Source organism: Ravibacter arvi (genome assembly GCF_039540405.1).
Lineage (GTDB): Bacteria > Bacteroidota > Bacteroidia > Cytophagales > Spirosomataceae > Ravibacter > Ravibacter arvi.
Genome location: NZ_BAABEY010000034.1, coordinates 13,837 through 40,016, shown reverse-complemented (window position 1 = coordinate 40,016; position 26,180 = coordinate 13,837). Strand labels below are relative to the sequence as shown.

The window sequence follows — 26,180 nt, the reverse complement described above, 5'->3', positions numbered from 1 at the left end:
CACAATTACTACCAAGACAAGGAGACTCTAAAAAAGGGTCTCCTTTTTTGCGTTAGGGCGGTCAGGTGTGAGGGATGAGCTGTGAGCCGTGAGGCTGGCAACGGACGGCCACAGGACAGTCATCCCGACCGCAGTGGAGGGATCTCCTGCTCCCAGTACCCAATCCCTTTCAGAGGACTTTTTATAGCAACAGGAGATCCTTCAGTTCCACTGCGTTCCATTCAGGATGACCATCCGGCAGATGCGCTACCATTGACAACAACAGGTTTGGCGCCGCACCAACCGAAGGGTCATCCCGACCGCAGTGGAGGGATCTCCCGGTCCCCGTACCCAATCCCTTTCAGAGGACTTTTTAATACCAACAGGAGATCCTTCGACTCCGCTGCGCTCCGCTTCAGGATGACCATCCGGCAGATGCGCTACCATTGACAACAACAGGTTTGGCGCCGCTCCACCCGGAGGGTCATTCCGACCGCAGTGGAGGGATCTCCCACTTCCTGCACCAAATCCCTTTCAACGGGCTTTTTAATACCAACAGGAGATCCTTCGACTCCGCTGCGCTCCGCAACAGCGAGATCCCAACGCTGTGGGATGACGAATGCGTATCAATGATTTTGTTCCCTTGCTCCCTCAGGTCATTTAAGCCACGAATTCACGAATAAGACAACCTATTTGTGAATTCTGTACAACAAAGTTACAGATGCCTGATAATGGAACGCATGGCTTCTATTGAATAGGTATCCAAAGATCAGCCTTCGAGAGGCTCAGGCGCCGTCAGGCAGGCACCATCCGGACGGTGCCTGAGCTCGTCGAAGGCTGCCTACCGGAGGCTGCCATCCGGTAGGCGGGTGAGCCCTTCGGACCCCTTTAACACAATCCGCAGGATGTCTGATCCCCAACCAGGTCAAAAGCTAAGCGTTGTTTATTTAAATCAAAGCATCAAACGTGCTTCAATGGAATTCGCGGCTTAAATTCTATCTTTATTATTCCCAATTTGAAACAACTACTAAAAACAAACCCCATGGCTTTCAATGTCATTATAACCGGGGCTTCCGGCATGGTAGGAAGAGGTATTTTGCTGGAATGCCTCGAAAGTCCGGAAGTGGCTCATGTACTGGTGGTAAACCGATCTCCACTGGGGATTTCTCACAGCAAACTACGTGAAGTGCTGCTTCAGGATTTTCAGAATGTAGCGTCGATCGCGCACGAATTCGGGGGCTATGACGCTTGTTTTTTTGCGATGGGCGTTTCTTCCGTTGGTATGAAGGAAGATGCCTACACCAGGATTACATTTGACGTAGTTGTCAAATTCGCCGACCTGCTTTACGGGATTAATCCGAACCTGGTTTTTAACTATGTTTCAGGGGCGGGTACCGACAGTACGGAAAGAGGAGCAATCATGTGGGCCAGGGTGAAGGGGCGAACGGAAAATTATGTACTCAGGAAAGGGTTCCGGGACGCATACGCCTTCAGGCCCGGTGTGATAGTGCCGGAAAAAGGAGTTAAGTCCAAAACGCCGCTCTATAATTTCCTGATTGTACTGGCTACACCTTTTTTCGGCCTGTTGAAAAAGTCCCCAAGTATTACCACTACCGGCAAAATCGGACAGGCCATGATCCGGTCGATGTACGAAGATTACCCGGTTAAACACCTGGAAGCCAAGGACATTAACCGGCTCGCTACTCTTTAAGTGCTCTGTGGAAAAGGGCGGGCCGGGCGCTTACCTGTCCGACTTTACAGGAATCTTCCCTATCTTCAAAGCTCAGCTTCCAATTTGAATGATGCTTATAAGACGACTTGTTTTTTTTATTTTCCTATTGCCGTTGGCACGTGTTTCTTTTGCACAAGGCTCCTCCGGGCAGCCTGATGCGTCCAGGATATTTCACCGGATAGAAAAGCTCGGTGTTTTGGGCAGTGTATTGTATTTTGCAGCGCATCCGGATGACGAAAATACCGGTTTTATTGCCTTTATGGCCAATGAGCGGAAGCTTCAGACGGCATATTTATCGTTGACACGCGGGGATGGCGGGCAGAACCTGATCGGGCCCGAGATGCGGGAGTTGCTGGGGATTATCAGGACGCAGGAATTGCTGAAAGCCAGGGGTGTGGACGGAGGAAAACAGTTTTTTACCCGGGCAAATGATTTCGGATATTCCAAGAACCCGGATGAGACACTCGCAGTATGGGACAGAGAAAAGGTACTGGCCGATGCAGTCTGGGTAATACGTAAAACCAGGCCGGATATCATTGTTACGCGTTTTCCTCCCGATGAACGTGCCGGACACGGTCATCATACGGCGTCGGCGCTGCTGGCGGCTGAAGCATTCGACGCAGCCGGCGATCCGAACCGGTTTCCCGAACAACTATCCTATGTTAAAACCTGGCAGCCGAAGCGCCTGGTGTGGAATATTAGTATGTGGTTCATCAGAGACCGGGAGGCGTTTGTAAAAAATGCGGCAAGTTATTTAAAGTTAGATATCGGGACCTTTAACCCGCTGCTCGGTGCATCGTACGGCGAATTGGCCGCGACAAGCAGGAGTATGCACAAAAGCCAGGGTTTTGGAACCCTGGCCGAGAGGGGGACCGACGTAGAGTATTTCGAGTATGTGAAAGGTGAAAAGGCCCAAACCGACCTGATGGAAGGAATTAATACCGGTTGGGAGAGGGTAGAAGGCGGAGAGAAAATCTCGGACCAGATAGATGCGATAAAAAAAGGGTATGATCTGAGGAATCCGGCTGCGTCGGTTCCCGCATTGCTCAAACTCAGGTCTTCCATTAAAAATTTACAAAACGACTATTGGACGCCGATCAAGCTGGGAGAAGTCGATGAAGTAATCCGGGAAGCACTGGGGCTGCACCTGGAAGCAGTCGTTGACCACAACCTGTATACCCCGGGCCAGGAAATGAAGCTTTCGTTATCGGCCATTAACCGATCGGATCAGCCGGTCAGCTTTGAATCGGTTGAGGGCCCTTTCGGCCTGGGAAATACTGCTGTCGACAGCACGCTTAGAAATAATCAGCCGGTAAGTTTGGAGCTGAAGGCGCCTGTACCAGTCAGTCAGCCAATTTCACATCCTTACTGGCTAAACAAAGACATTGGTTATGCCGGCCTGTTCGAAGTAAAGGACCAGCTTAAAATCGGTCTCCCGGAAAACGCTCCCCCGGCAGAAGTTGCGGTCCACCTGTCGGTCGCCGGAGAAAAGATAACTTATAAGATACCGGTTATCTTCAAAAAAAGAGACCCGGTCAGGGGCGAAGTACACGAGCCCGTCGTGATTGCCCCGCCGGTTTATACCCTGCTGAGTGATGACGTATTCATGTTCCGCGACGGAAAGGCCAGGCAGGTGCGGGTAACGGTTACCTCTGTTCAGGGAAAAGCCGAGGGAGTGGTCCGCCTGAAAGTGCCTGACGGCTGGGTGGTTTCTCCTGCTTCCGGCCGGTTCAGGGTTGCGGCGGAAACCGGGAAGACGGAATTGTCTTTTTCTGTGACGCCTCCGGCCGGAGAGGCTCATGGCGAGGTAGTGGCGGAGACGGAAATAAACGGGCAACGTTATGATCGCAGTATGGGCGTAATCGCTTATGAGCATATACCCAGGCAAGTGTATTTTCCGCAAAGCAAAGCCAGGGTGGTCAGGCTGGATTTGAAAATTAAGGGACATACGATCGGGTATGTGGAGGGAGCAGGCGACGCGATGCCGGCTTCGTTGCGGGAGATAGGCTACCAGGTTACAATTCTGGAGGACAAAGACCTGGATCCGAACAGCCTCCGTAAGTTTGATGCCGTGATATTGGGCGTCAGGGCTTTTAATACCAGGCCGGCGTTGGCTGCCCGGCTTCCTGCACTGTTGGCTTATGCCGAAGCCGGAGGTAATATAATTGTACAATATAACACGAGCTCCGAGCTGCCGGCGGGCGCATTGGGTCCCTATCCATTCGATCTCTCAAGGGAGCGTGTAAGTGTAGAGGATGCTGCAGTACGCATACTGGACCCGAACAGCCCGGTGTTGCGTTTTCCTAACCGGATCACTGCAAAAGATTTTGATGGCTGGGTGCAGGAAAGGGGACTTTATTTTCCGCAAAACTGGGATAAGAGATACAAAACCGTCATTTCTTCCAACGATCCCGGCGGCGCCCCCCTGGATGGAGGAATCCTCTATACGCAGGTGGGGAAAGGGTTTTATGTGTACTCAAGTTTATCGTGGTTCCGCGAACTGCCGGCAGGGGTGCCGGGGGCCTACAGGTTATTTGTGAACTTAATTTCTCTGGGCAAGCAGGCGCAATAATAAACGATGAAATAAATTTGAAAGTCTTAACGAAAGCATAACCAGGTATTTAATTGTTTTCTATACACTTTAGTTGTCTTTTTTAAAAACATTTTTTTGTCTTGACGATTAATACAGTAACTACTATATTAGCAGCTTACAAATTATCATAACTTTAATATAATGGCAACTTCACGAAGAGATGTTTTGAAGCTTGCGGGCCTTGCCCTGGCAGGGAGCAGTTTTCCATCCATCATAATTCCTACTAAATCTTTTTCCGGTGTTAACAGTGAAACGCTTAAAGTCGGTCTGATTGGTTGCGGTGGACGGGGTTCCGGAGCTGCGAAACAAGCTTTGAGTGCCGACTCAAATGTAGTTCTGCATGCCATGGGCGATATTTTCAGCGACAAGCTGGAAGCTTCCCTGGCCGGACTTAAAAAAGTTCACGGAGACAAAGTAAAGGTCGACGACGGACACAAGTTTATCGGGTTTGATGCCTATAAAAAGGTGCTGGAGTCAGGCGTTGACGTGGTGCTGCTCGCAACTCCGCCGCATTTCCGTCCGCAACACCTCACAGCAGCCATAAATGCAGGCAAACACGTTTTCTGCGAGAAACCGGTTGCAGTAGATGCACCGGGTGTGAGAAAAGTATTGGAAGCGGCCAAATTGGCGAAGCAGAAAAATCTTTCACTGGTTTCAGGGTTCTGCTGGCGTTATGACGAGCCGAAAAGAGCAAGCTTCGGCCAGATCCTGGATGGTGCTATCGGTGAAGTAAATACGGTGTACAATACTTATTATACAGGTCTGCTGTGGTCGTTCCCGCGTAAGGAAGGCTGGACAGACATGGAGTATCAACTGCGCAACTGGATGTACTATACCTGGCTTTCGGGTGACCACATCGTGGAGCAGGCCGTTCATAGCATCGACATGATGTCGTGGGCGTTCGGAGGCAAGCTTCCTGAAAGCGCTATCGGAATCGGCGGCCGCCAGGTGCGGACAGATCCTTTGTTCGGGTATATTTTCGACCATTTCGGTATTACCTATGAATACGGAAACGGCGCGAAAGGATTCCATTTCTCCCGTCAGCAAGCCAATACGGATACTTCCTACATGGTAGAGAGCCTTGGTTCAAAGGGACGGGCAATGGTGGATTGTTCGAAACGCGTTCACGAAATCACAGGCGCTAAAAACTGGAAATATACCGGTCCGGCGAGCGACATGTACCAGAACGAGCACAATGAGCTTTTCGCTTCCATCCGTAACCGCAAGCCGATCAATGACGGCGAATGGATGTCGCACAGCACGTTGATCGCGATCATGGGTCGTATGGCCGCTTATACCGGTAAGAAAATTACCTGGGAACAGGCAATGAATTCTACCGAGAAACTGGGCCCCGATACCTATACCTGGGAAACCGCAGTTCCGGTTGCCGAAGTAGCTAAACCAGGATTCACTGCATTTAGCTAATTCAACTTATTAGAAAATGTTTCACTAAAAAGTCTACCATCTCGGTACTTAGAAGTCTGAGGTGGTAGACATTATGTTTTTATGAACAGAAGAGATTTCCTTATATCCAATGCCATGGCTGCCGCTGCAGTCGGTTTGAGCGCGTCCGAGGTGTTTTCGGCGGGCAATTCGTCGCAGGCTGCTGCCCCTATGGTAAAGAAAAGCCTTAAATGGGGAATGGTCAAAGGTGACATGTCTGTCCTCGACAAATTTAAAATGTTGAAAGACATCGGATTTGACGGAGTAGAGCTGGACTCGCCCAATGATCTGCCCATGAAGGAAATTCTTAATGCGAGGGACAAAACAGGATTGGAGTTACCGGGTACGGTAAACTCGGCCCACTGGAAGTCGCCTTTGTCTGACAGGGATCCCGCTAAAAGGAAGGTATGTTTTGATGCCATGGTGCAGGCCTTGAGAGATACCAAAAAATACGGCGGCACTACGGTATTGCTGGTGCCGGGGGTAGTAAATGCAGAAACCTCTTACCAGGAAGCCTGGGACCGGTCCATTACGGAGGTAAAGAAACTTATCCCGGTCGTGGAGGAGACAGGTATTAAAATTGCGTTCGAAAATGTCTGGAACAATTTTCTCCTCAGCCCGATTGAAGCAGCAAGGTATGTAGACGAGTTCAATCACCCGTTGATAGGCTGGTATTTTGACGTAGGAAATATCCTGCGTTACGGTTGGCCTGTACATTGGATCGAAGTGCTGGGCAAGCGGATTTTCAAACTGGATATAAAAGAATTCAGCCTGAAAAAGATGAACGAAGAAGGGCTTTGGAAAGGATTCGGTGTAGAGCTCATGGAAGGAGATTGCAACTGGCCGGCTGTAAATGACGCTCTGCGGAAAATAGGCTACTCCGGCTGGGCTTCCGCCGAGGTTCCTGGCGGAGACCGCGCCCGTTTGACCGTTATCAAGGAAAGGATGGACGGGATTTTTAAGGCATAATCTTCTTTCAACGGAAGGATTCGAAAGAGCATTTACTTATTTACATAAATGGAGAAAGATAAAAATTTGAGTGGCCAGACCTCGAGGCGTAACTTTTTGAAGGGTTCCGCTGCGGTGCTGGCAGGGTTTACCATTGTTCCCCGTCATGTTCTTGGCAAGGGATTTCTGGCGCCCAGTGACCAATTAACAAAAGGTGTAATCGGTGTCGGCGGTATGGGCCAGGGGCACCTTTCTTATGCCGGTACCCGAGTGGTGGCGATCTGCGACGTCGATCAGAATCACCTGAAATCAACGCTTGCAAAGCTTCCCGGCGGCGTAAAAGCACTTACCGATTACCGGGAGCTGATCCAATTGCCCGAAGTTGATATTGTACACATCGCCACTCCGCCGCATTGGCATGGTATTATGGGCGCCGATGCAGCCCGCGCCGGTAAAGATATATGGGCCGAAAAGCCGATGACCCGCACCATAGGCGAAGGTAAACGCCTGGTGGAGGCCGTTCAGCAGCATGGAAGGATTTTCAGGCTGAATACCTGGTTCCGTTTTGATTCCAATTTTTACGGGATGAACACCACGGTTAAACCCATCAAAAAACTGGTGGACAGCGGTATGCTGGGTTGGCCGCTGAAGGTAACCGTAAGCCGGCATACGGGTTTCGACTGGAAGTTTTTCTGGGTGGGCCGCACCGACCTGAAGCCCGAGCCGGTACCCGCTGAACTGGATTATGAGAAGTGGCTGGGGCCTGCTCCTTACAAGCCATACAATAAGCATCGCGTACACGGTACCTTCCGGGGTTATTGGGATTACGACGGTGGTGGTTTGGGCGATATGGGCCAGCACTATCTTGACCCGGTGCAGTACATCCTGGGGAAAGACCACACCAGTCCGATCAGCGTGGAGGTAGATGCTCCGCAACAGCACACCGATGCGGTGGGTACGTGGAGAAGGATTGAGTATACCTATGAAGATGGCTGCAAAATTATCCTTGACGGAGAAGGCAAGGACACGGAAGCAGCCTACATTGAGGGGCCGAACGGAAAGGTATACAATGGTTTCCGTTGTGATATCCCGGATTTTGAGAAAAAGCTTGCTTCATTCCCGGATCCTGATCCGCAGGTGACCGATTTCGTTGAAGCGGTTAAAAAACGTCAGAAATTTGCGCTGAACGAGGAAAACGGCCACCGTTCCTGTACGATTGTGAATATGGGACTGGCTGCGCTCCGGCTGAACAGGTCGCTTAAATTCGATCCGGTCAAGCAGCTCTTCATTGACGATGACGGCGCCAACCGACTGATCGATCAGCCTATGCGCGCTCCGTATACTTTGTAAGCTAAATCGAAATAACATTACTGGATAGAAAGTGAAAAAATATTTATTAACCATTCTGCTATCAGGTGTTGTCGGCGGATGGGCACAGGCCCAGAGGGCCGATACCAGGACGGTAGAGACCCGGATAGCGGATCTGCTGGCGCAAACCCCGGCCAATGACCAGAAACTGCTGGCAAGAAATGCGGCCGAAGTAGCCGCTTTGGGGAAGACCGGTATCTCGCAGCTCGTTTCAAGGTTAACACCGCCTGAAAAAGCGCAAAATGCAGCCGTAGAGTACGCCATTGGCGGCTTTACCTACTATGTGAACCAGACGAGCCAGGAAGCCTGGCGGAAGATGGCGGCCGAAGCTTATGCAGATGCCCTGCCGAAACTGGGAAACAAAACCAACCAGGCTTTCGTACTCTTCCAACTCCAGCAGGTGGACAAGGGCGAAGGGTTGAACGCCATTGTGCCGTTCCTTGAAGATAATGATCTTGCGGGTCCTGCTGCACGTGCACTGGCCGCATCGGGCAATCCGGCTGCCGGCGACGCGCTGCTGAAATCACTCCGGAATGCGAGTGGTAACCGGCAGGCAAGTTTGATAGAAGCGCTCGGCGACCTGAAATTCGCGGCGGCGGCTTCTGCAATTGAAGGTGCGGCAGCAGACCAGGATAAGGAAGTCAGCAAAGTTGCCCAGTATGCACTGGCTAAAATCGGGTCAGCTTCTTCGGAGCCTACCTTGAGGAAGGCAGCAGAAAAGGCAGGACTTATTTACGACGAAACCAACGCGACGGCCAATTACCTGCAATACCTGGCTAACCTGGGCAAAAAGGGAGATAAAGCCTTGGCTGCCCAATCTGCACAGGCTTTGTATGCGAAGGCTTCCGGCGCTCAGCAGATCCATACAAAAGCTGCGGCGTTGAGCATACTGGCTGAAGCAAAAGGCGAAGCAGCCATCCCGGAATTGGTAAAGGCTGCTCAAAGCACAGATGGAAAACTGAGAGGGGCCGCCCTTAAAAACCTGGGTAAGTTCGGCGGGGCTGTTTCAACCGCCGGTTTGCTGAAGGCTTTGACGACCGGGAACCCGGCCGTTAAGTCAGACATTATTTCATTCCTTGGAAATTCAGGTACCCAGGCAGCATTGCCTGCACTTGTTAAAGGTCTTACCGACAAATCCCTTCCGGTAAAACTGTCTGCTATTGCGGCCGTTAGCAAACTGGGCGGCGAGTCGTCGGTCGGTAAATTGCTGCCTCTATTGAAATCCGGCGATCAGTCGGTGATCGGGGCCGTAAAAACAGCTCTACTGGTTTCCAAAGGTAATAATCTGATCGACCAGGTAGCTTCGGCTGTACCAGGCGCCAGCGATGCCGGGAAGGTTGCCCTTCTTGATGTTCTGGCCAGCCGCAGGGCAGACAGCAAGCTGGACGTAGTAACCGGGCTCCTGGGCAGCAAAAGCCCTGTAGTGAAAGCAGCCGCTTTCTCAGCCCTGAAAGGCGTCGTAGGCGGAAAAGATCTGCCGCAGCTTTTCGGGTTGTTGAACTCGGTGAAAGACGCAGGCAACCTTGCCGGGGTGCAGGATGCAGTTAAATTGGCTATCAAAGGCCAGGGTGGCGCGGGCCAGGTGTCTCAGTTGCTGGGCAATATGAACCAATCGCCTAATAAGGCGGCATACCTGCCGGTTTTGGCCAGTGTAGGAGGTGCCGAAGCACTTCGCGCGACCATGAACGCATTTAACAATGGCGGGGAGGACGAGAAAAAATCGGCGGTCAAGGCACTGAGTGAATGGTCTGATGAGTCTAGCCTGGGCGAGCTCTATGGCATCGCGAAGGCTTCCGGTAATGCAAACTACCGTGATGAAGCGATTGCAGGTTACGTTGAAACGGTAAAACGTTCCAAGGACAACCCGGTGCAAAAGGTTATCCAGTTGCGTAAGGTACTTGAGGTGGCCGGCTCAGCTGATAGCAAAAAGCTGATTATCAATGAGTTGCAGCGAAATAAGACCTTTCTTTCGCTGCTGACAGTTGGTAAATACCTTGACGACAGCCAGTTGCAGCAGACAGCTGCCCACGCTGTAATGACCATTGCAGTTGGAAATCCACAGTTCGACGGGCCGGAAGTCCGCAGTCTTCTGACGAGAACGATGGCGGTTATTCAGGGCCAGGACAGTGAGTACCAGAAAGAAGCGATTAAGAAACATCTTTCCGAGATGCTGCCGGACAGCAAAGGATTTATATCACTTTTCAACGGCAAAGACCTTACCGGCTGGAAAGGACTTGTAGACAACCCTCTGAAACGGGCGAAGCTGAGCGCAGACTCCCTGGCCTACAAACAGAAAATTGCCGACGAAAAAATGCGCAAAGGCTGGGTGGTTGAAAACGGCGTTCTGGTATTTACCGGCCGTGGGGATAACATCGTGGCGAACAAGAACTACGGGGATATCGAAATGTACGTAGACTGGCAGCTTGACCCTAACGGGAAAGACGGCGATGCGGGAATTTATCTTCGCGGCACGCCGCAGGTGCAGATCTGGGATACATCACGCGTGAAATCAGGCGCGCAGGTGGGTTCCGGCGGGCTCTACAACAACAAGATCCATAAGAGCATTCCCAATAAGGTTGCAGATAACGCGCTGGGGGAATGGAACAGCTTTTACATTAAAATGGTGGGCGACCGGGTTACGGTTGATCTGAACGGGGAGCGCGTGGTTGACAACATCATACTGGAAAACTTCTGGGACCGCAAGATCCCGATTTTCCCGGTAGAGCAACTCGAACTTCAGGCACATGGAACTCGGGTTTTGTATCGTGATATTTATGTGAAGGAATTACCTCGCGTAGAGCCTTTCCAGCTGTCGGCCCAGGAAAAGGCAGATGGCTTCAAAGTATTGTTTGACGGCACGAATATGCACGAGTGGGTAGGGAATACCGAGGACTACTTCATTGAGGACGGCAACCTGGTAGTGCGGCCGAAACCCCATCACAGCGGTGGAACCCGCAACCTGGTGACGAAGGACGAATATTCAGACTTTGTTTTCAAGTTTGAATTCCAACTTACGCCGGGCGCCAACAACGGGCTGGGGATCCGCGCCCCGCTGGAAGGGGATGCCGCTTATAACGGCTTCGCCGAGTTGCAGATCCTGGACGATACCGCGCCGATCTACAGCAAACTGGAGCAATACCAGTACCACGGGTCTGCCTATGGAATTATTCCTTCCAAAAGAGGTTTCCTGAAGCCTGTCGGCGAATGGAACTACGAGGAGGTTTACGTACAGGGGTCGAAAGTGAAAGTAATACTAAACGGTACGGTCATTCTGGATGGCGATCTGGCGGAGGCATCCAAAAATGGAACGCTGGACAAAAAGAACCACCCCGGATTGAGCCGGAAAACCGGCCATATCGGTTTCCTCGGCCACGGTACCGAAGTGAAATTCCGCAATATCCGCGTGAAAGACCTTTCGGTTCAGCAGGCTGAACCGGTGGTTGAAAAGCCGGCTGGAAAGAAAAGCAGGAAGGAGAGAAAATCGAAAAAATAAGCGGTTTTCCCACAGAGTTGATATGCCGCGTACGGAAATACCGTACGCGGCATTATTTTTGTTATACTATTAAAACTATCCATCGCTGAAGTACCATGACAGAGTCTGCAAATAAAATAGTTGATCTTGACCAGGCGAAATCACTGGTCGGGCAATGGCAGTCGGAGGGCCGGAAAGTGGTGTTCACCAACGGATGCTTCGATATTGTGCATCTGGGGCATGTGGATTACCTGGAAAAGGCCAGGAGTCTTGGCGATAAGCTGGTGCTCGCGCTCAACACGGATGCTTCGGTAAGCCGGATAAAAGGACCGTTGCGGCCTGTTGTAAATGAATACGCCCGGGCCCGGCTGATGGCGGCCTTGTCTTTTGTCGACACTGTCATTTTGTTTGACGAACCGACACCTTTGCAGGTTATAGAGAAGCTGGAGCCTGACATTTTGGTAAAAGGTGACGATTATTCAGTAGAAAACATTGTTGGCGCAGATTTTGTGACAAACAGGGGAGGAGAGGTGAAAACCATCCCTTTGGTGAAAGGGTATTCGACCTCTTCACTAATCGAGAAAATAAGAGAGGCTTATAGCTGAGAATTTCTTATTTTCGGTAGCTGAAAAATAATTTGAAACCAAAACAAGAAGAAAAATGGCCGGTGCTTATCTGATAGGTCTGATCGTGATGGCGGTCAGTTGGTATGTGCAGTGGAGATTGAAAAGTAAGTTTAAAGAGTATTCGGAAGTAGGCTTGCGGATAGGCTTGAGCGGGAAGGAAATTGCGGAAAAAATGCTCTATGATAACGGGATTTATGACGTTCGGGTACAGTCGGTCGAGGGAACTCTGACAGATCATTACAATCCGCAGGATAAGACAGTAAACCTTAGTCCCGACGTATTTTATGGGCGAAGCGTAGCCGCTGCGGCGGTATCAGCGCACGAAGTGGGGCACGCTGTGCAACATGCGACCGCGTATTCCTGGCTTCAGTTCCGGTCGAAAATGGTACCGGTGCTGACCGTTTCTTCGCGCTATATGAGCTGGATTATCCTGGCGGGGATCCTGCTTCTGAACACTACCCCGATTCCATTGACTATCGGCGTGGTTTTGTTTGCACTCACTACGTTGTTCAGTTTTATTACGTTACCGGTGGAGTATGACGCAAGTAACCGGGCGCTCGCCTGGATCGATCGTCAGGGTGTGGTTACACAGGCTGAACACGGTATGGCGGCCGACGCCTTGAAATGGGCGGCCCGCACTTATCTTGTTGCTGCTATCGGTTCCCTGGCAACGCTTCTTTACTATGTAATGGTTTTGCTGGGTAGAAGAGAATAATCCTGTCATCAGGATCCTGTTGAAAGAGGCTCATCTTGGGCCTCTTTTTTTGTTTTTTTGAAGTGAAGACTTCCGGGGGAATTGGGCCTGGAAAGCGGGAATACCTAAGGAAAAAAAATTGTACAAAAACGCGAACTCGTTATTCACATCTCTCGTTTAACAGGATTATAGCATGTTCAGGGTATGATGCATTTCTCCACGTCGGGCGGATTGTCACAGCAATCAAAACTGGTACTTAACCTGTTGTCGGTCTATTTTATCTGGGGGTCGACCTACCTTTTTATTCATTTCATGACGGAGTCAATGCCGCCGCTCTACATGGCCGGATGGCGCTTGCTGGTAGCGGGAGGGATTCTATATCCGGTAGCGCGTTTATCCGGGCATGCCAGGCCGAACGGCAGGGAAAGTATGTCCGCCGGCCTGTTGGGCATATTGTTGCTCGGATGCTCCATGGGCGGTATGACCATTGCCATACAATACCTGCCGACCGGGATTGCCGCCCTGCTGGCCGGTTTACTTCCGCTTTTCCTGATAGTGATGAACTGGGTAACTTTTGCCAGGAAAAAACCCAGCGTACTGGCGATGACCGGCCTCCTGGTCGGGATTGCCGGTATCGTGATGCTCGTTCAGCCGGGAAGCTTTAAAGAGACTTCTTCCGAAAGCTGGATCGGTATTGTCCTTATTTTCTTCGCCGATGTTTTCTGGGCCGCCGGCACGCTTCTTTCAGCCCGGTTAAAGCTGCCGGGCCAGATGGTATCCAGCGCCGTCCAGATGCTGGTAGGAGGCGTTGTGCTGCTCTCCGTCAGCCTTCTGTTTGAACCTGTGACCATGTGGAGCATTTTTGAAGCCCCCGACAAGGCGCTCGGGTCGCTTCTTTACCTGGTAGTGTTCGGGTCGATCATTGGCTTCAGCTCCTATTCCTGGCTGGCCCGCAATGCGCCGCCGCAGCTTCTTTCCACTTACGCTTATGTCAACCCGGTTGTGGCCATGTTCCTGGGCTGGGCATTTGCCGGCGAAGTTTTGAGCGGACAATCGCTCATGGCCGGGATCGTCATTCTGATTGGCGTAATATGCATAGTCATAGGCCGGAAGTAAACTGACCCGGCTCTTTCCCGCCCGTCAGGCAGCGCCTTTTTTCTCTGAAAGTTTATTTAAGATATTTTTGTCTTAAATGGAAAAAGCGGCTATCTTTGACCCGGATATAATAAGGCTATGTTTTCAAAAGCTTGCGAATACGGTATAAAGGCCATCATTTACATTGCCACCCAATCTCTGGAAAACAGGAGGGTGAAAATCGGCGATGTGGCCAACCATTCGGGGTCTCCGGAGGCATTTACCGCCAAGATATTGGGCACGCTAACGAAACACCGGATTGTCAGATCGGTAAAAGGACCGTATGGAGGCTTCGAGATTGATGTCGGAAGAATGAAGCATATGAAAGTCAGTGAAATTGTGTACGCAATAGACGGCGATTCTATTTACAAGGGGTGTGCGCTGGGGTTGGATCGATGCAACGCAGCAGAGCCCTGTCCTATGCATGACCATTTTTTCTCGATTCGGAATGAGTTGAAAAAAATGCTCGAAACCACTACGGTATATGATCTTGCCACCAAGCTCAGGTCAGGAGCTTCTATTTTGGTGCGTTAAAAAAAATTTACTTGTATTTACGACAAAATTATCCGAAATAAAATTAAGCGTCATGAAAGCAGTCAAACCCATAGAAAGCCTCGATGATATCAAAGTTTTGGTGAACAGCTTTTACGATAAGGTCCGGAAGGACGAACTGCTGGCCGATATTTTCAATAACGTCATTCAGGACCGTTGGCCGCAGCATTTGGAGAAGATGTATACCTTCTGGCAAGCCGTTCTGCTGTCGGAATATACGTATGAAGGCTCTCCTTTCCCCCCTCACGCGCAACTGCCTGTTGAGAAAGCTCATTTTGACCGGTGGCTGCAACTTTTCAACGCCACCCTGGAGGAGTACTTCGAGGGCGACAGATCGGAGCGTGCCAGGTGGCAAGCCAACCGGATGGCTGAGATTTTCCTGTCAAAAATTACTTTTTACCGAAACAATTCAAGCATTCAGCTCGCGTGACCAGCGGACGATCTTCATTTACAATCATACAAAGCAATCATGAACATTCATAAAGATTCCATCATAGGAGAACTGGTAGCGGAGGACTATCGAACCGCCGCTGTTTTTAAACGAAACGGGATTGATTTCTGCTGCAACGGCAACCGCAGCATTGGCGACGCCTGCAGTCATAAACAGTTGGAAGCGACCGCTCTGATCCGGCAATTGGAAGCGGTAGGAACGCAAAAAAGCGACGGGTCTCCCGACTTCAATTCATGGCCGCTTGATTTGCTTGCAGACTATGTTGAGAAAAAGCACCATCGTTATGTCGAGGCAAAAATAGAGGAAATCAGGCCTTTCCTGTCAAAAGTGGCACTGGTGCATGGCGATCGCCACCCCGAGCTGTTCGAGGTAGAGCAACTTTTCGAGGCTTCGGCGGGAGAACTGGCGGTACATATGAAGAAAGAAGAGCTGATGCTGTTTCCCTACATCCGTAAAATGGTATCGGCGGCGAAATCCGGAATACCGGTACAGGCGGTTTTCGGTTCCGTTCAAAATCCCATTGGCATGATGATCCATGAACATGACACCGAAGGGGCCCGGTTTCGTCGTATAGCCGAACTAACCCGGGATTATACGCCGCCGGCCGATGGCTGTAACACCTACCGTGTCACGTTGTCGCTTCTGAAAGAGTTTGAAGACGACCTGCACCTGCATATTCACCTTGAAAACAACATTTTGTTCCCCAAGTCGGTTGAGCTGGAAGAACACTTACACGCATGAAATCAAACTTCATTGCCCGGTTAATTCTTTTGTGCGTCCCTGGGTTGGCAGTGGCAACACCGCTTCCGGCCCGGGAACTGCTGCCATCGGGTTTTTTCATTGATGGCGACCGGTTGATCGTGGGGCTGCTGATCGCGGCGCTGCTCCTGGGCACGACCATATTGGTATCATTAACGATGCGGTTACGGCGTCTCTGGCAGCATTACCGGGAAATCGACCCTACCTGCAATTCTGAAAGGTATCGCACTGTTTCCCAGAAGCTGAACAGCACGCAGATCGGGAAAATCCTGCAGTACAACAAGCGCCGGCTACCAAAAACTACCCCGCTGGCAGTGATTTTTGCCGTTTTTCTCCAACATTCTGCGGCAGCACAAGCTCCGGCTAAACCAGGCGGAAGTGCGATTCTGGGTGAAACCGGTGTGATCATCACAATTGTACTTATTGCTCTCCCGGTTTTGCTTGCGCTTCTGCTGATACTCGTCAAAGCGAATCAAGTGCTCAGAAAAGCGAAAAGCAGATTTGAAAGCCGCGAAGCGGAGGAGTTGTCAAAATATTTCAATGAGCTGCCGGAAAAGGAGGTAGACGCACTTGAACACCGTAAAGCCGCATTGGAATACCGGCTTTCCGGGCAGGAACTGTCGGGCTCTATGCCTCCGGACGATAAGCGGGGGTTGATATATTTCCATGAAAAGTCGGGTTTGCCGGTGGTGGCGGCCAAAAAGAAGGCTCCACAGAGGCCTAACATTGACCCTGCCTTGTCAAAGGTAATCTTATGGTATATCGGAAGCGCTATTTTCTGGCTGTTGTTCGGGACGACTGTGGGCGAATACCTGGGGATCAAATTCATTGCACCTGATGCTGATCATTTAAGCTGGCTGAGTTTTGGCAGGCTGAGGCCGGTTCATACCAACGCGGTTTTCTGGGGCTGGGCTTCTCTCGGGATGCTAGGGCTGGGCTACTATGTGGTACCGCGTGTAGGCAATACCCCTCTGGCCAGTATCAGGTGGGCCTGGTACGCCCTGGTCCTGGTCAACCTGGCCGTATTGACGGGCTCGTGCAGCCTGATGGCCGGGATCAACAACGGAGGCGGAGAATACCGCGAATATGTGTTCCCGATTATGTCACTATTCGTGGCCGGTCTTGCGCTTACGCTGGCCAATTATATAAAGACAATTGCCAACCGGAAAACCGAAGAGATTTACATTTCGAACTGGTACATGGTTGCGGCACTGATTTTTGTTGCGGTAATTGCGTTGGTAGGCTATCTGCCTTTCTGGCAGGACGGTCTTGGAGAAACCATTGTGCAGGGCTATTACATGCACCAGGCGGTGGGTATGTGGTTTATGTTCTTCACGCTGGGCATTGTGTATTATTTCCTCCCCCAGCAGCTCAACCAGCCCATTTATTCCTATAGCCTCGGGATACTGGCTTTCTGGACGCAAATCCTCTTTTATACCCTGATCGGAACCCATCATTTTGTATTCAGCGCGATCCCGTGGTGGTTGCAGACGGTAGCCATAGTAGCGAGCGTCGGTATGGTGATACCCGTGGTAGCCGGAACGACCAATTTTCTCCTGACTTTCAGAGGGGCGTGGCACCACGTTCGACATAGCTACACCATTCCGTTTTTCCTGGTTGGTATTCTTTTTTACTTCACGGGTTCCATGCAGGGAACGGCGGAGGCGTTCCGTTTTACCAATCTTCTGTGGCATTTCTCCGACTTTACCGTGGCGCACTCGCACCTCACGATGTATGGTATTATCAGTTTTTTCCTTTGGGCAGGCATGTATGCGCTTCTGCCGCGTATTACCGGGAAAGAAGCACCTCAGATCACGATAGGGATCCATTTCTGGCTCGCACTTATCGGTTTGCTCTTTTATACTATACCGCTGATGTACGGAGGCACACTCCGCGGCTTGTCATGGATGGCAGGGGAACCGTTCCTGGAGAGTGTGAAGCTCATGATGCCTTACTGGCTGTGGCGGGCGATAGGCGGAACACTGATGTGGTTCTCTCACCTTTTCTTCGCTTACAACTTTTATAAAATGGTGAACCGCAAACAGGAAGAAACGGATATAAGCGAGATGGCAATCCGAAACCTGGCGGTTACCGGGAAAAATTAGCCAAAACCGGACTTTTAATATGAGTTTTTTTAATAGTCATCATAAACTGTTCGGCCTGGCTACGCTGATGTTCGTGGTGCTTACACTTTTTGTAGCCATTCTGCCCGCGCTGAATAACCAGGCGGCGGTGCGCCCCCTGCCGGATGCTCAGCCATTAACCGCGCAGGCGGCAAGGGGGAAGGCGGTGTTTGTTTCCAATGGCTGTGTCGCCTGCCACAGCCAGCAGGTTAGAAATGTGGATATGGACCGGGTATGGGGAAGCCGGCCTTCGATAGCTGCCGATTATGCCGGAAACACGCGCATGGACTTCTGGCGAAATACGGCTACCCTGATGGGAACGGAACGTACCGGTCCGGACCTGACGGACGTGGGTACCAGGCAGCCCGGCCGGGAATGGAACCTGGTACACTTGTTTAATCCTCGTATTGTAGTGAAAGAATCGGTCATGCCGGCCTATCCTTTCCTGTTCAGGTACACGGAAGCACCTGCGGCGGAAGATGTGGTTGTAAGTGTGCCGCCCGCTCACATGCAGGGAAGAAACGGGAAAATAGTGGCAACGGCTGAGGCGCTTGACCTGGTCGCTTACCTTCAGTCGCTCAAGCAGGCGAAACTGCCGGAAGCCGAAAATACACCTGCCTTTCTCTACAAAACGGAGAAAAAAGCGGGTGTATCTGCCGGTCGGGAAGAAACACCTGTTGCTGACGGGGAAGCGTTGTACATGGCCAATTGCTCGGCCTGTCACCAGGCAAACGGGGAAGGGCTGGCAGGAGCCTTCCCGCCGCTGAAAGGGAGCAGGATTGTGACCGGTGGCGACCTTCGCCTTTACATAGATATTATTATGAACGGTTATGATGCGCGCCCGGAATATGCCTCGATGGCAGCAGTCGGTACCAACCAGGGGTGGACGGAGCATGAAGTAGCGGCCATTATCAACTATGAGCGCAGCAGCTGGGGCAACGACGCGCCTGTGGTTAGTGTAGAAGAGATAAAAGAGCTCCTGGATTCGATTCAACAACGCAGTGAGTAACAGGATATGAAAAGTAGAATCGCATTGTTTTTGCTGGTCTCCTTGGGTGCAGGCGAGGTAAATGCCTGTCCGGTATGCGAGCGCAACCAACCTGCTGTGTTCAGAGGCCTGGTTCACGGGGCCGGGCCGGAGAGCCGGTGGGACTACCTGATCATCGGCGTGATTGCAGCGGTGGTCCTGCTCACTCTTTTTTTTTCGGTGAAATGGTTGGTAAAACCGGGTGAGGGTTCTGCCGGGCATATCAAACGAACTGTTTTAAACAACTGGTGAAATAGCCAGGAGTCGTAAGGTTTTAGCAGCCCAATCCTTCCGGCTCACAGCTAATACCTCACTACTCACAGCTAATACCTCACTACTCACAGCTTTCTATTACAACGAAAATGAGTGGAAAAAGCAAAGTACTGATTTTTGTGGACGACGACGTACAGCCGGTAGCCGAAGCGCTTGCGCCCACCAATTTCGACCTGGATACCCGTAAACTGGCTGACGGCAGTCATTCTCTTAAAATTGTAAGTAAAGATCCGTCAGGAAAGGAAGGCGTCCGGGTTATTCCGTTTACTGTTCGCAACGGACCGGCAATTGCTATTGAAGGCATAAAAGAGAACGACGTAGTAGAGGGTGTTCTGCCGCTCATGATCAATGCTTACGGAAAAGGCGACCAGAAATCTTTCCTCATATCAGGCAGCGAAACGCCGCAAAGTATTCCTTCCTGGGTTTGGATCATCATTATTCTTTTTACCGGTTGGGCGTTGTACTACGTAATCCGGTACCTTGACGCGCCTTGATTGGAAAAGGGAAGTCGGATGTCGGAAATCGGATGTCGGAAAAACGGAAATCGGATGTCGGAAAAACTGGAATCGGAAAGCGGACATCTGAAACAGGAAAACGGGAATTGACATTGAAAATCGGAGGTTGGCCGACGCAATCGCACTATGCGGCGCGGCCGATTTCCGATTTCTGATTTCCGATTTCTCTCGAAATGTGCATCTTTGTCTGAAAAATGTACATTTTATTGGAATGGATTTAACAGGAAAAACGGCAATAGTCAGTGGAGGAGCGTCGGGATTAGGCGAAGCAACCACGAGAAGGCTCGCCGGAGAGGGTTGTAACGTGCTGATTTTTGACCTGCACGAAGGGCGGGGGAGAGAGCTGGAGAAGGAATTCGGCGGGCAGGTCCGGCTCCATATCGGCGACGTAACGCAGGAAAACCAGGTGCAGGCAGCGATCGACGAAACCCTGCGTGCCTACCGGTCGCTGCATATTGCCGTGAACTGTGCCGGAATTGTGGCGGGGAGCAAAACGGTAGGTAAGATAAATGGCGTGCCGGGCCCGCACCCTTTCGGTCTGTTCAATACCGTTGTCCAGGTAAACCTTGTCGGCACGTTTAACGTGATGCGGCTTGCTGCCTTTGCGATGCAGGCGAACGAGCCCGATGAGAATGGCGAGCGGGGTGTGGTACTCAACACGTCATCGGTCGCTGCTTTTGACGGCCAGATCGGGCAAATTGCCTATGCGGCCAGCAAGGGCGCTATCGCCAGCATGACCTTACCTGCCGCCCGGGACCTGGCATCGCTCGGCGTACGGGTGATGGCAATCGCACCGGGACTCTTTGAAACTCCATTGTTGGCCAATCTTTCCGAAGAAGTAAAAACGTCATTGGGTCAGCAGGTCCCTTTTCCACCCCGCCTTGGTAAACCTGCCGAATTTGCGGACCTGGTAGCCGCTATTGTCCGGAACCCTATGCTGAATGGGGAAGTGATCCGGCTTGACGGCGCTATTCGCATGGCGCCCAGATAGCGCCGCTTCAGATCTTGAAAAGCACCAAGAGGATTCGATGGATAAACAGCAGGACACAGGGAATGCACCGGACCGGGATCAATTGCTATGGCAGCGGATCACCGGCGACGACCGGGAAGCGCTTGGAGAGTTGTTTGAGATCTATGCGAGGGAACTTCTGACCTATGGCTTCCGCATTCATGCAGATTTGGGTATGGTCAAGGACGTGCTTCAGGACGTGTTTGTCGATATCTGGACCTACCGTAAAAACCTGGCGGGTGCGGTTAAGGTTAAATTCTATTTGTATCAGTGCCTACGGAACGCTCTTTTCAAACAGCTCGCCCGTGAACGGAAGGTTCCTTCTGAAGACATCGGGGTAAAGGAAATCCCGGATACGGAGAGCTCGCCTGAGGCTGTGTTCGTGCAACTGGAAGACGAAATGGACCGGCAGGACCGGCTCCGGCTTTCGCTGGAGGCGCTCACACCAAGAGAGCGGGAAGTAATTTCATTGAAATATTATTCGAACCTGAAGATCCGCGAGATAGCAAAATTGCTTGAGCTAAAAGAGCAAACAATTGCAAACACGCTTCAAAATGCACTTTCCAAGCTGCGCAAATGCCTTGTGAATAACTTTTTCCTGTTTTTTTTATAGAATATGTAATTTTCTTTGGTAGTAAAATCGGGATATGCGCTCTTCATTTTGAGCGCATTTTTTGTTTGCAACCAATGAAAGCATATCTGGATTTTCAGCCCGAAGATTTCGCTGCGGACGAGTTTTTTATCCGATGGGTAAAATCCGCAGATATTGAAGCGGAGACATTCTGGCAGAACTGGCTGGAAACATATCCCTTTATGCGCCAGAAGGTGGAAATTGCAAGAAAAATGGTCTTGCTAACGGATAGTCTCCCGGTGCCTCCCGTTGCGGATTTAGAGATTGCGGCTTTGAAGCGATCGGTGCTGAAAAGGATAGAGGATCAGGAGAACGGTCGTATAAAGGTGCGCAGACTGTCCCCGCTGGTATACTGGGCGGCGGTGGTCGCGGGACTTGCGCTGTTTGCTGCGTGGTGGGCGCAAATTTACCAGGACCGGCCAGATGTATTGGTGGGTGAACCCATGCAGGACGAGGCCATGAAAGTAGTGAGTGCCGGGCCGGATAAACGTCTGGTGATTTTGTCCGATGGCAGCTCTGCACTATTGAAAAAGAATAGCAAGATCATCTTCCCGGCAAGCTTTGAGCCGGGGAGGAGAGAAGTATACCTGGTAGGCGAGGCTTTTTTTGAGGTAGCGAAAGATTCTTTGAGGCCTTTCTTTGTCCGGACGCACGATTATACCACGCGGGTCCTGGGAACCAGCTTTAATGTACGCGCCTATCCCGAAGACGGGCGTGTATCGGTTTTCGTCAAGACGGGGAAAGTCTCAGTGTACAGGTCGGACCGGGATTCTTCTTCTGAAGCTGATAATCCGCTTGTTTTGATGCCTAATCAGCAAGGCTTTTTCCAGAAGGAAACGAGTCCCCGGTTAACGGAGGAATTGCCGCCGGCAGAACAGAAAGCAGTTCCGGTACCGGACATCGACCGGATGCGGTTCGAATACGACGAAGTATTGGTCGGCGATATTTTCGAGCAGATCGAGAAAGCGTATAATGTTAAGATCCGGTATGACAAAAGCGTTTTCGGGCAATGTCCGGTTACTGCTTCGCTTACGGGAGAGCCTTTTGACGAGAAACTGAAACTGGTAACACTCGCGGTTCGCGCGAATTTCAGGATAGAGAACGACCAGGTTTTCATCACCGGGTTAGGCTGTGACCGCGATAAAAATTAAACTCCTTTCCCTACACCTTATAACCTTCAAGTCCCAGCCTATGATATAATCTGCTTCCCCCTTAAAAGCCGAAACCGGTCAAGTTGGCGCTCCACCGGTTTCAGGACTACCCGTTCCTGAATGGTTCAGGATCGCGTGGTACGTATTGTCAAAATCTGAGAAAATTTTAACGACACAAAACTATGAAATGCAAGCAAGCATTGCAAAAACAGCTTTGGGGCCTGATGAAACTGACGTTATTTCAAATTTTTCTTTTCGCCTTTTTCGCAGATATGGCTTCCGGCCTGCCGGTGAAAGGACAGGAGCTGCTGAAGCAGAGAATTACGGTTTCTATCCATAACCGGAAAGTCAAGGAGGCGCTTCAGGTCCTTGAAGATAAGTCTAAGATCAAGTTTGTCTACAGCTCAAGGCTGATTGATGCCGGGCGGTCGGTTTCACTGAATGCGGTTAATACAACACTGGAAGAAGTGCTGGACATGCTGTTGTCTCCCCTCCGGTTGGGGTATACCATTTCAGGGCGACAGGTGGTGCTGAACAGGATTTTTCCGGATCCGGTGACGCCGCAAAACCCGGTAAGCTCCGTTTTGAAACAGGTTTCAGGAAAGGTGGTGGACGGAAAAGGCGATCCGTTGCCGGGCGTGAGCATTCTCGTCAAAGGAACGCAGCAGGGTACCACCACTGATACTTCAGGGGATTTTTCTATTGATTCGCCCGGGGAGAACCTGACGCTGGTGTTTTCGTTTGTAGGCTATGTGGTAAAAGAGGTCTTCGTCGGGAACGAGACCCATCTCCGGATCGCCATGACCGAAGATGTTGCCGTGCTGGAAGAAATGGTGGTGGTCGGTTATGGAACACAGAAAAAAGCCAATCTGACCGGCGCAATGGATGTGATCAAAAGCGAAGAACTTTCAGGCCGTGTGGTGACTAATTTGTCTGAGGCGCTGCAGGGAATTTCTCCTAATCTCAATATTACCCAGAGTGGTACAAGCGGCGAGCCGGGCGGAAAGCTCAACATGAATATCAGGGGGATTGGTTCGCTCACTGGCGACAGCTCGCCCTACGTCCTGGTCGACGGCGTGCCGATGGATCTCAATGCCGTTAATCCCAACGATATAGAGTCGCTGACCGTGCTTAAAGATGCCGCAGCATCGGCCATCTACGGCTCCCGGGCGCCTTATGGCGTGATCCTGGTCACCACTAAAAAAGGCGTGAAGGGCGACCGGAAACCCAGAATTACCTACTCCAACAATTTCTCGGTGTCTACCCCGCTCGGGCTTCCGCACATGGCCAATTCCCTCAATTTTGTGACCGCCTACGACCAGGCGAGCGTCAATGCCGGCTTGTCGCCCAATTTTTCGGCCTACAACATCGAAAGAATCAGGGATTATATGGCCGGGAAAATCAAGGATGAAACCTGGGAGCTGCCGGACGGGAGCGACTGGGCCGGAAATGGCATCTGGACCATTGCCGGCAACGGAAATAACGACTGGCTGCATATTTTTTACGACGACAAGGTCATGCGGCAGAAACACGACCTGAGCGTGAGCGGCGGCGGGCAAAAGAGTACCTATTTCATTTCGGCCGGCGTCTGGGACCAACCCGGAGAGCTTCGCTTCGGCGATCAATATTATAAGCGGTATAACCTGACGGCAAATGTCTCTTCCGAAGTAACCGATTGGCTGAAGTTTGAATTGAATACAAAGTTCATCAACGAAGACTTCCAGTTTTTTAACACCACTTCAGGGTGGGACCGGTCTACCATGTATCACAATTTTGTAAGGACAAATGTTTTCAGGCCGATGTACCTGCCGAACGGCGAGTTTTCCCAAATATCGAACATCCCGCTTCTGAATGGCGGCAAGGAGAAACAAAAGGTGCAAAGCTATATCGCGCGGTTGAGCAGCACCATAGAGCCGGTCAGGAACTGGCGTACAACTGTTAGCTATAATTATAAAGTGGATTTTACGGGGGTCAACAACAACCGTGCTACCGTTTTTGGAAGCTACCCCAATGGATCTTCCGTTGCAGTTGCTTACCCGATTTCCTCCTATGTAATGTCCAGGAACAGCAACCTCTACCAACTCTTTAATATCGTATCGTCTTACGAGTACACGCTTGGCGGACACCATTTTTTCGGATTGTTCGGGTATGAACGCGAGGAAAATAAAATGGAAGGATTATGGGGGCAAAAGGACAATATCCTGACCAGTAAGGTACCCTCTATCAGCACGTCAACCGGACAGATTTACCTCGATGACGAGCATACCCACTGGTCGACCCAGGGAGCTTTCGGGCGGTTCCAGTATAATTATCGTGAGAAATACCTGGCGGAAATGAACGTCCGGTACGACGGATCATCGCGGTTCAAGGAAGGCAGGCGCTGGGGATGGTTCCCGTCCTTTTCGCTCGGCTATAACCTTGCCCGCGAAAACTTCTGGGAGCCTATCCGGCCCGTGGTAAACGATATGAAAGTAAGAGCCTCCTGGGGGCGCCTCGGGAACCAGAATGTTGACAGCTTTCTTTATGTGGAAACCATCGGGATAGGAACGGATCTCGGCTGGATAATGGGTTCGGAACGGCCCAATTACACTACAACACCTGCAATGGTCAGCGCCGATCTGACCTGGGAAACTTCTGAAACGAGGAACCTGGGCGCCGATTTCTCCTTTTTGGACGGAAGGCTTACCGCCGGATTCGATGTTTACAAAAGATTGACCAGCAATATGTTCGGCCCGGCTGAAGCCCTGCCTATCGTGTTGGGGGCCAAGGCGCCGCAAAGAAACAATGCTTCGCTGGAAACCAGCGGTTTCGAGCTTTCGCTGGGATGGCGGCAAACGGTCAACAACAATTTTTCGTACTATACCAGGCTGGCCTTATCGGACAACAGGAGTGTGGTAACGCAATACAACAACCCGACCAAAACGCTCAGTACCTGGTATGAAGGCCAGCAAATCGGCGAAATATGGGGGCTGAAAACCGCCGGTATTTACCAGTCGGATGAGGATGCGCAACGCGGTCCCGATCAGACCCTGTTTTTCCCGACCTGGGGAGCTGGCGACATCGGGTACAGCGACCTGGACGGCGACGGCAAGATCACCAGGGGTGCAGGTACGGCTGAAAACCCTGGCGATTTTGTGAAAATAGGAAACAATTCGTCCAGGTACCTCTTCGGACTTACCGCCGGCGGCAAATGGAAAGGGTTTGATTTCCGGGTCTTTCTACAAGCTGTCGGTAAAAGAGATTTTGCTTTCGACTCGGGAGAAATGCTTTTCTGGGGTGTCAATGCCCAGCAGTGGTGGAACATGACTATCATGGAGCAGCACCTGGATTATTGGCGGCCCGCCGGTGAAACCAACCTGCTTGGCGCCAATACGTCGGGGTATTACCCGAAACCCTATCTCTCCGTAGAAGATATTAAGAACAAACAGATCCAGAGTCGTTATCTGCAGAATGCCTCCTACGTAAGACTGAAGAATGTCAGTGTGAGCTATAGCCTTCCGACCGGTTTGTTAAGCAAAACGCGGGTTATCAGCGGGGCTTCCGTCCTGGTTTCTGCAGAAAACCTGGCCACTTTCACCGGCCTTACCAAACTGTTCGATCCGGAAGCGCTCTCTACGATAGGGTGGGGAGCGGGGAAAATTCATCCCCTGCGAAAAGTATGGTCAGCAGGTATCAATATCAACTTTTAACAGTCTTCACG

At 51.1% G+C, this 26,180-nt stretch carries 21 protein-coding genes; 20 read left to right on the top strand and 1 reads right to left on the bottom strand.

Annotated features, from left to right (window positions below; translation table 11 throughout):
• Window positions 1–246: 246 nt before the first annotated feature.
• Window positions 247–426, bottom strand: coding sequence for a hypothetical protein (locus ABD852_RS19690; RefSeq protein ID WP_345032055.1), 180 nt, complete (start codon window positions 424–426; stop codon window positions 247–249).
• 595 nt (window positions 427–1,021) lie between these two features.
• On the opposite strand from ABD852_RS19690, the gene ABD852_RS19685 reads away from it, so the two are divergent.
• From ABD852_RS19685 to ABD852_RS19590, 20 genes are all read left to right on the top strand, one after another.
• A complete protein-coding gene (locus ABD852_RS19685) occupies window positions 1,022–1,690 on the top strand; it encodes a Rossmann-fold NAD(P)-binding domain-containing protein (RefSeq protein WP_345032054.1) in 669 nt (222 codons plus the stop codon).
• An 88-nt stretch (window positions 1,691–1,778) separates the two neighbouring features.
• Complete coding sequence (locus ABD852_RS19680; protein WP_345032053.1) at window positions 1,779–4,283, top strand: PIG-L family deacetylase; 2,505 nt, start codon at window positions 1,779–1,781, stop codon at window positions 4,281–4,283.
• A gap of 162 nt (window positions 4,284–4,445) precedes the next feature.
• A complete protein-coding gene (locus ABD852_RS19675) occupies window positions 4,446–5,729 on the top strand; it encodes a Gfo/Idh/MocA family protein (protein WP_345032052.1) in 1,284 nt (427 codons plus the stop codon).
• An 81-nt stretch (window positions 5,730–5,810) separates the two neighbouring features.
• Window positions 5,811–6,716, top strand: coding sequence for a sugar phosphate isomerase/epimerase family protein (locus ABD852_RS19670; RefSeq protein ID WP_345032051.1), 906 nt, complete (start codon window positions 5,811–5,813; stop codon window positions 6,714–6,716).
• 48 nt (window positions 6,717–6,764) lie between these two features.
• Window positions 6,765–8,045 (top strand): Gfo/Idh/MocA family oxidoreductase, encoded by a 1,281-nt coding sequence (locus ABD852_RS19665; RefSeq protein ID WP_345032050.1) that lies wholly within the window; start codon window positions 6,765–6,767, stop codon window positions 8,043–8,045.
• Window positions 8,046–8,076: 31 nt separating this feature from the next.
• Window positions 8,077–11,556: a DUF1080 domain-containing protein gene (locus tag ABD852_RS19660; RefSeq protein WP_345032049.1), complete on the top strand. Its 3,480-nt coding sequence runs from the start codon at window positions 8,077–8,079 to the stop codon at window positions 11,554–11,556.
• Window positions 11,557–11,651: 95 nt separating this feature from the next.
• Window positions 11,652–12,140, top strand: a complete 489-nt coding sequence (gene rfaE2 / locus ABD852_RS19655; protein ID WP_345032048.1) for a D-glycero-beta-D-manno-heptose 1-phosphate adenylyltransferase — start codon at window positions 11,652–11,654, stop codon at window positions 12,138–12,140.
• Window positions 12,141–12,195: 55 nt separating this feature from the next.
• Entirely contained in the window at window positions 12,196–12,876 is a 681-nt protein-coding gene (locus ABD852_RS19650; protein ID WP_345032047.1) for a zinc metallopeptidase, read from the top strand.
• 183 nt (window positions 12,877–13,059) lie between these two features.
• Window positions 13,060–13,971, top strand: coding sequence for an EamA family transporter (locus ABD852_RS19645; protein ID WP_345032046.1), 912 nt, complete (start codon window positions 13,060–13,062; stop codon window positions 13,969–13,971).
• 117 nt (window positions 13,972–14,088) lie between these two features.
• Window positions 14,089–14,523, top strand: a complete 435-nt coding sequence (locus ABD852_RS19640) for an RrF2 family transcriptional regulator (RefSeq protein ID WP_345032044.1) — start codon at window positions 14,089–14,091, stop codon at window positions 14,521–14,523.
• Between the two features lie 52 nt (window positions 14,524–14,575).
• The gene (locus tag ABD852_RS19635) at window positions 14,576–14,971 is read left to right on the top strand and encodes a group III truncated hemoglobin (protein WP_345032042.1); all 396 of its coding nucleotides are present in this window, start codon (window positions 14,576–14,578) and stop codon (window positions 14,969–14,971) included.
• Window positions 14,972–15,010: 39 nt separating this feature from the next.
• On the top strand, window positions 15,011–15,733 hold the full coding sequence (ric, locus tag ABD852_RS19630) for an iron-sulfur cluster repair di-iron protein (protein WP_345032039.1): 723 nt from the start codon (window positions 15,011–15,013) through the stop codon (window positions 15,731–15,733).
• Entirely contained in the window at window positions 15,730–17,856 is a 2,127-nt protein-coding gene (locus ABD852_RS19625) for a cbb3-type cytochrome c oxidase subunit I (RefSeq protein WP_345032036.1), read from the top strand. Before ric ends, ABD852_RS19625 begins: the two co-directional genes overlap by 4 nt.
• Before the next feature lie 19 nt (window positions 17,857–17,875).
• Entirely contained in the window at window positions 17,876–18,883 is a 1,008-nt protein-coding gene (locus ABD852_RS19620; protein ID WP_345032033.1) for a cbb3-type cytochrome c oxidase subunit II, read from the top strand.
• Between the two features lie 6 nt (window positions 18,884–18,889).
• On the top strand, window positions 18,890–19,153 hold the full coding sequence (locus ABD852_RS19615) for a hypothetical protein (protein ID WP_345032031.1): 264 nt from the start codon (window positions 18,890–18,892) through the stop codon (window positions 19,151–19,153).
• Window positions 19,154–19,263: 110 nt separating this feature from the next.
• On the top strand, window positions 19,264–19,668 hold the full coding sequence (locus tag ABD852_RS19610) for a cytochrome C (protein WP_345032028.1): 405 nt from the start codon (window positions 19,264–19,266) through the stop codon (window positions 19,666–19,668).
• Window positions 19,669–19,900: 232 nt separating this feature from the next.
• On the top strand, window positions 19,901–20,680 hold the full coding sequence (locus tag ABD852_RS19605) for a 3-hydroxyacyl-CoA dehydrogenase (protein ID WP_345032025.1): 780 nt from the start codon (window positions 19,901–19,903) through the stop codon (window positions 20,678–20,680).
• Window positions 20,681–20,717: 37 nt separating this feature from the next.
• Entirely contained in the window at window positions 20,718–21,311 is a 594-nt protein-coding gene (locus tag ABD852_RS19600; protein WP_345032022.1) for an RNA polymerase sigma factor, read from the top strand.
• A 74-nt stretch (window positions 21,312–21,385) separates the two neighbouring features.
• The gene (locus tag ABD852_RS19595) at window positions 21,386–22,480 is read left to right on the top strand and encodes a FecR family protein (RefSeq protein ID WP_345032020.1); all 1,095 of its coding nucleotides are present in this window, start codon (window positions 21,386–21,388) and stop codon (window positions 22,478–22,480) included.
• A 182-nt stretch (window positions 22,481–22,662) separates the two neighbouring features.
• Window positions 22,663–26,169, top strand: a complete 3,507-nt coding sequence (locus ABD852_RS19590) for a TonB-dependent receptor (RefSeq protein WP_345032018.1) — start codon at window positions 22,663–22,665, stop codon at window positions 26,167–26,169.
• The last annotated feature ends 11 nt before the right edge of the window (window positions 26,170–26,180 follow it).